The sequence below is a fragment of the Acidocella sp. genome (genome assembly GCF_052326845.1).
GTDB lineage: Bacteria > Pseudomonadota > Alphaproteobacteria > Acetobacterales > Acetobacteraceae > Acidocella.
Map to the genome: position 1 here is coordinate 1 of NZ_JBKQJR010000165.1, position 6,502 is coordinate 6,502.

Here is a 6,502-nt window from a genome sequence, read left to right on the forward strand (position 1 = left end):
GCCCTCGACCAGCGCCACGACGACGGCCATGTTGTCCTGCAGGAAGGGGGCGGAATCACCCAGAATGGCGGCGGGCACCATGAACTGCTCGAAGGTCTCGGGGTCCATCAGCACGAGATTGTCGCCATCGGTATAGGAGTAGGTGTAGTCCCGGTCCTCGGTGGTCAGACGCTCAACGGTATCGGCGGTGCGCCAGCGCTCGTTGGTCTTGTTGCCGGTCTTCAGGTTGCGCATTTCCACCTGGATGAAGGCGCCGCCCTTGCCGGGGGTGATGATCTGCTGCTTCAGCACGGTCCAGCGCTGGCCCTCGTGTTCGATGACCTGGCCGGCGCGGATAAGGTTAGCCTGCTGCTTCATGGGTTCTGCCCTGCGGATGAGAAACTTGAATGATCGTGAGGCGGGGGCTTACGCCGCCGGGGCGATTTCGGCAAGCCGCCCGTGGCGGCGAGGCCAATAGGTTAACGGGAAAATATCGATTCCGGCACCGCGGGCGCGAAGGATTAACGCGTGATTCATAGGTGCGGGGTTAAGCTGGCCTCAACCTGTAGTCGTGAAGGGCGGCAAAAAGCGGCCCGGCCCGAGAATCTGCCCGCATGAACACGTTTCCGACCGGCATTGCCCTGGCGCGCAGGAGCGCCAATGCCTCGCTGCTGGTTCTGCCCGCCGCCATGGCGCTCAGCGCCCCCGCCGCGGCGCAGAGCGTGATCTCCAGCAACCGTTATGGCGCGGTGAACCTCGCCGCCTATGGCGCTGCCGGAGTGAGCATCGCCAGCGGGGTAAGCATCGATTCCACGGGCTGGGTGGCGGTGTGGGATGCCAGTCCCGCCCAGTTGAACAATGCAGGGCAGGTTCAGGCGGCAAATGGCACCGGCATCCTGCTCGGCGCTGGCGGCAGCATCGCCAATGGCGGCACGATCAGCGCCGGGGATTACGGCGTGCTGGTGAACAATGGCGTCGGGCAGGTGAGCAATAGTGGCGCCATCGCCGCCGGGTATGACGGGGGTGAGCCTGAACCGTGGCGGCGGGGTGAGCAACACCGGCTCCATCTTCGGCGGGCATATTGGCGTGTACACCGGCAACGGCGCGGGCAGCGTGACCAATAGCGGGCAGATTTCAGCCCGCACGGGCGATGCCGTCTCGCTCTTTTCCGGCGGCACGCTCACCAACACCGCCTCCGGCAGGCTGCTTGGCGGCTATTCCGGCGTGTACGCGGGCGGCGATGGTTCGCAAATCACCAATGCCGGGCTGATCAACGGGCCGGATTTCGGCGTGTACCTCACCGGGGCTTCCTCCGTCAGCAATAGCGGCACCGTCGCCGGGGGCATCGACGGGGTGATCGACATCGGGCACGGCGGGGCGGCGGAAAATACCGGGCTGATCACCGGGACGAACGCCGGGGTGAGGCTGGCCAAGGGCGGCACGCTGGACAATGCCGGGACCATAGCGGGGCTGACCGGTGTTGTCGCCAACGGGGCGGTGGATATCATCGATACCGGCAGCGTTATCGCCACAAGCGGCGGCAATGCGATCAGTCTGTCTCGCGGGGCGAGCACTATCACGCTCGGCACCGGGGCACAGATCATCGGCGATATCGCGGGGAATGGCACGGCGAGCAGTATCTCGCTCACCGGCAGCGGCACGCTGGCCTCGGACATCACCGGCTTCAACGCTCATGGCGCGCTCACCGTGGCGCAGGGGGCGAGCTGGACCGGCGCCGGCCAGTGGAACGTGGCGCAGATGGTCAATAACGGCAGCTTCACCGCCGGGCTGGCCGCAGCACCTCTGCGGCTGAACGGGAATTTCGTGCAGACCTCCACGGGCACGCTGGTCGTGCTGGTCGCGCCTGGGCAGGTATCCAGCTTCACCGTCACCGGCACGATCACGCTGGGCGGCACGCTTTCCTATGTGCTGGCGCCGGGCACCTACACCCCGGCGAGCTACGAGTTTTTGCAGGCCGATGGCGGCGTGAATGGTACGTTCTTCCAGGTGGCGGGCCCGGCGCAGCCGATCCTGGTTTCCGTGGGCACGCAGGCGGCGGTGTTGCGAGTGAACCGCAATTTCACCGTGGCGCCGCGGGGGGCGGGGCTGCTGCCCGATCTCTCCCAGGCCATGACGCTGGATGCCGAGGCCCTGGATGATATACTGATGGGCCGCGTTCTGGCGCCAGGCGGCGGCACCGGCTGCCAGAACGCTCCTGCCACTGGCAGCGGCAAGGCCGGCATCGCCTCGGCCCTGGCGGGCGAGTTCTGCGCCTTGGGCGGCTGGGTGGAGGCGGCGGGGACGAATCTCTCCGCGCAGGATGCGTACAACTTCACCGGGGGCGGTTTCCTCGCCGGGGTGGACCGCGCCGTGCCCGCAACCGGCGGACGGATCGGCATCGCCGCCGGGTATGATGGTGGCACTCTGCGCGGCCAGGGCGTGGGCGATGCGGATATGGAGACGATCCGCCTCGGCCTCTACGCCAACCAGCCCGTGGGGGCGTTCGTACTCAGCGCCGCAATGCTGGATGGCATTGCCAGCGCCAGTACCACGCGCCAGACCGGCGCGGGCGGGGCGGTGGCCCGGCAGGATGGCAACGTGCTCTCCGCCGAGGCGCAGCTGGCGGTGCCCCTGCACTCGGGCGGGGTGGAGATGGCCCCGGCGGCGGGGGTGCGGGTCACCCGGGTCTCCCTGGGCGGTTTTACCGAAACCGCCGCCCAGGGTTTCGCGCTGAGGGCGGCCGGGTCTTCCGGAGCGAATGTCACCCCTTTCCTGCGCATGAATTTGGGGCGGAGCTTCGTCACCGCCTCGCGGATCGTGGTCACGCCCCGGGTCAGCTTTGGCGTGGACGCGGCCCTGGGCAACCCCGGCGCTGGCATGGGGTTGACGACACAGGACTATACCGCGCTCACCCTGAACCCCGGGCATCTGGCGCCGGTTTCCGGCGAGGTGGGGCTGGGGCTGAGCCTGACGCGCGGCGGCTGGTCGGTGGATTTCGGCTACGCCGGGTGGTTCGCGGGCAACTGGTCGGCGCAGAGCCTGCAGGCGGTGATTTCCGCCCGGTTTTAATGAAGTTAGAGCAGCTTACGCGGCGATTACCCCGTGTGGCCTGTCAAAGTCTGGTGAGTTCGCACTGAAGCTCGAAGGAGAATAGTTGCTCCAGGGCGTCTTCAGGGGCGGTGAGAGGGGGAGGAAAGGCGAAATCCTCTCCCAGCATCTGGCGAAGCTGATGGTTGGTGTGCCGGAATGTTGTCGTGAAGCGCTTTGCCAGGGCGGGGGAGAGCTTCGGCTCATCATCGTGCAGCCGGGTGGCACGGGCGCGCAGGAGGTCTTGCTGCGCCTCGTTGAGCGGGAGGCCGAGCCGGGTTTGATGGAACTCTACCAGGGCCTCAAGCAGGTCCCGCTGGGTGTTAGTCTTGTTGTCGGTCCCGGCATTGGGCAAGGACAGGCCGGGGACAGTTTGCTGTATAAAATCGGTGATGGTCGAGCCACCGGCGAGGCGGTGGTAGCTGCGGAAGATGGCGGCACCATGTGTGGCGCGGCGCAGCAATGTGGCGATGCGGAGATAGTCGAAATGGAACGTCCATTCACACAGGTAAAACGAACCTGTCCGGCAGATGATGTCGGCGAGCCGCGCGGGTTCCTCCGTCAGGCCATGCTGCGTCAGTTCCATGAAAAGGGATTTGAAAAAAGCGCCCTGCTCACGGATGTAAAGGATAGGTACGAGACGGTAACGGCCTAGGTTGGGCAGGGCACTCAAGGTTGCAAGCCATGCGTCGCTGCCGAGCAGTGAGCTGAAATCCTCGCTGGAGATGATCGCATCGCCATCATGGGTGCGCAATTCTTCGTCCAAGTCTTGCACACTGCCGAACGCGGCGCGGTAGCGGCGGTCGCGGATAAGCTGCCAAGCAAGGTTGTGGTGGCCCGAGTAGTCCGGGGGCCGCCCCGCATTCGGGTACAAAACGGCATGCGTCTTTAGGGCATCCGCTTGGGAGGCGAGAAAATTCTGTAGCGCGGTGGTGCCGGTTTTGTGCAGGCCGGCATGGATATACAATGTTTGCGTCCTGTCGGAGGGGCAATTGTCTTTAGACCGCCAAAACCACATGCTTGTCATCCCGTGTTTGCCGAAGGAAAGAGCTTCCGAAGCCGTTAGAGGGGCACTTTCCCCAATCCCCCCGGGCGGTCGAGAATGTAAGTGGGCAGGGCGGTACCGGAAATGGTGCCGCGCAGATGGCGCAGGATCTCGCGCCCGCGCTCCGGCTCCACATAAAAGCGCGCGGTGCCGGGGGCGGGGTCCAACTGGTGCAGGTAATACGGCTTGATGCGGGCGCGCAGCATGGCGCGGAACAGCTCGGCCAGTGCCGCCTCGCTGTCATTCACGCCCTTCAACAGCACGGTCTGGCCGAGCAGCGGAATACCCAGCCGGGTAAGCTTGCGGCAGGCCTCGGCGGCTTCCGGCGTGAGTTCCCGCGCATGGTTGCTGTGCACCGCAATGTAGAGCGGTTTCTCGATCTCCAGTGCTTCGAGCAGCGCCTCGTTCACCAGCGCCGGGTCCGCCACCGGCACGCGGCTATGGATGCGCAGCAGCTCCACATGCGGAATCGCCTCCAGCCGGCGCAGGATTTCGCCCAGGCGGCGCGGCGAGAGGATGAGCGGGTCGCCGCCGGTCAGGATCACCTCGCGGATCGCCGGGCGTTCCGCGATATAGGCATAGGCGGCTTCCAGTTCCTCGGCCGAGAGCAGCCCGCCATCCGGCCCCACCTGTTCGCGCCGGAAGCAGAACCGGCAATAGACTGGGCAGGCCAGCAGCGGCTTCAGCAGCGCGCGGTCCGGGTAGCGGTGCACGATGCCGGGGATGGGCGAAAGGGCCTCGTCGGCGATCGGGTCCGCGCTCTCATGCGGGGCGGTGATCAGCTCCGCCGGGCTGGGGATGAATTGCAGGCCGAGCGGATCGTCTGGCGACTCGATGAGTGCTGCCAGGGCAGGAGGCACGGCGATGGCATAGCGCGCGGCCACAGCCTCGGCCTCGCCCAGGCGGTCGGGGGGGAGCAGCCCTTCGCGCACCAGCTCGGCGGGGCGGCGCAGCGTGCGGGGCTTGGGGGAAATACCATCCGGCATCGGCGTGATGTAGAACGTGCGCCATGCGCTCTCAACCCTGGCAAACCCTGCCCGACCGTTTTCCCCTCCTGCTGCGCCGCCAGCGCCTTGCCGCCGCGGTGCGCGCCTTCTTCACCGCCCGTGGCTATACCGAGGTGGAAACCCCCTACGCCGTGCTCGCCCCGGGTGAGGAGGTTCACCTTCGCGCCGTCCCGGCGGGAGCAGAAAGATGGCTGAACACCTCGCCCGAATTCGCCATGAAGAAGCTGCTGGCGGGCGGCTCCGGGCCGATCTTCCAGCTCGCCCGCGTCTGGCGCGACGAGCCGTGGTCCGACACCCATGCGCCTGAGTTCACCATGCTGGAATGGTATTCGCTGGGCGCGGACATGCAGGCGCTGATGGATGAGACATTCTCGCTCCTGCGCGCCACGCTGCCGCCCGAGGTAACCTGCCGGGGCATCACCACGCGGCTGGATGAGCCGGAGTTCCTCACCGTGGCCGAGGCGTTCCACCGCTATGTGGGCGCGGATGTGCTGGCCACAGCGGATGACGCCCCGGCGCTGGCCGCCCAAGCGGGAGCCAGGCTGCGCGAGGGCGAGGATTGGGAGGATTTGTTCTTCCGCCTGCTGCTGGAGCGCATCGAGCCGCATCTGGGCCGGGAGCGCCCCACCTTCCTCACTCATTGGCCTGCCGCCCAGGCGGCGCTGGCGCGCAAATGCCCCGAGGACCCGCGCGTAGCGGAGCGCTTCGAGCTTTATGTGTGCGGCATCGAGCTGGCCAATGCCTTCGTCGAGCTTACCGATGCCGCCGAGCAACGTGCCCGCTTCCTCGCCGACCGCGCGCGGCGGCATGCGCTGTACGGACCGGATTGGGAGATGGACGAGGACTTCCTCGACGCGGTGGCGCAACTCCCCGCCTGTTCGGGCATCGCGCTCGGGTTCGACCGGTTGGCCATGCTCGCCACCGGCGCGCCGCGCATTGCCGACATGCTCTGGCTGCCTTGATGTAAGTCATCAACACGTTACGCATCGCGCCTATATTAGCGGACAAGAGGGTTTAACCATGCGCCGCGTTGTTCTTGCCGTGCCTTTGCTCCTTGCCGCCTGCGCCCATGGGCCCAGCCTGCAATCGCGCATGGCCGCCTATATCGGCGCGCCGGAGGACAGGCTCGTGCAGTCGATGGGCGTGCCCGACAAGCAGATCACCGTGAACGGCGTGCAATACCTCGCTTATGTTCAGGGGCATGCCCAGGTGCTGGCCAGTGACATCGCCATGGGCGGGTACGGCCCCTGGGGCGGGTCGTATTGGGGGCCGTATTACGGGCCGTATTATGGGCCGTACTATAACGCCGGTTTCCCGCAGGATGTGCAGGTCTGGTCCTGCGAGATCACCTTCACCCTCAAGGACGGCAAGGTGACGGGCTTCA

The 6,502-nt window shown here is 66.4% G+C and carries 6 protein-coding genes and 1 pseudogene; 4 read left to right on the forward strand and 3 right to left on the reverse strand.

Features of this window, described 5'->3' with window-relative positions:
* Nucleotides 1-357 (reverse strand): annotated as a pseudogene (locus ACLPJJ_RS11215) (elongation factor P); the annotation flags it as partial.
* Nucleotides 358-593: 236 nt separating this feature from the next.
* Here ACLPJJ_RS11215 and ACLPJJ_RS11220 point away from each other — a divergent pair.
* Nucleotides 594-1,103 carry a hypothetical protein gene (locus tag ACLPJJ_RS11220; protein WP_443591062.1) on the forward strand — a complete coding sequence of 170 codons (510 nt, stop codon included), beginning with the start codon at nucleotides 594-596 and terminating at the stop codon, nucleotides 1,101-1,103.
* Nucleotides 1,003-3,048 carry an autotransporter outer membrane beta-barrel domain-containing protein gene (locus ACLPJJ_RS11225; RefSeq protein ID WP_443591063.1) on the forward strand — a complete coding sequence of 682 codons (2,046 nt, stop codon included), beginning with the start codon at nucleotides 1,003-1,005 and terminating at the stop codon, nucleotides 3,046-3,048. Before ACLPJJ_RS11220 ends, ACLPJJ_RS11225 begins: the two co-directional genes overlap by 101 nt.
* A 43-nt stretch (nucleotides 3,049-3,091) precedes the next feature.
* Here the strand turns inward: ACLPJJ_RS11225 and ACLPJJ_RS11230 are convergent, their stop codons facing one another.
* Both ACLPJJ_RS11230 and ACLPJJ_RS11235 read right to left on the reverse strand, forming a co-directional pair.
* Complete coding sequence (locus tag ACLPJJ_RS11230; protein WP_443591064.1) at nucleotides 3,092-4,033, reverse strand: hypothetical protein; 942 nt, start codon at nucleotides 4,031-4,033, stop codon at nucleotides 3,092-3,094.
* A gap of 95 nt (nucleotides 4,034-4,128) precedes the next feature.
* On the reverse strand, nucleotides 4,129-5,097 hold the full coding sequence (locus ACLPJJ_RS11235; RefSeq protein ID WP_443591065.1) for a lysine-2,3-aminomutase-like protein: 969 nt from the start codon (nucleotides 5,095-5,097) through the stop codon (nucleotides 4,129-4,131).
* A 23-nt stretch (nucleotides 5,098-5,120) separates the two neighbouring features.
* Between ACLPJJ_RS11235 and epmA the strand changes: the two genes are divergently transcribed.
* A complete protein-coding gene (gene epmA, locus ACLPJJ_RS11240; protein ID WP_443591066.1) occupies nucleotides 5,121-6,080 on the forward strand; it encodes an EF-P lysine aminoacylase EpmA in 960 nt (319 codons plus the stop codon).
* A 58-nt stretch (nucleotides 6,081-6,138) separates the two neighbouring features.
* On the forward strand, nucleotides 6,139-6,502 hold a 364-nt coding region (locus tag ACLPJJ_RS11245), incomplete at its 3' end, for a hypothetical protein (RefSeq protein WP_443591067.1).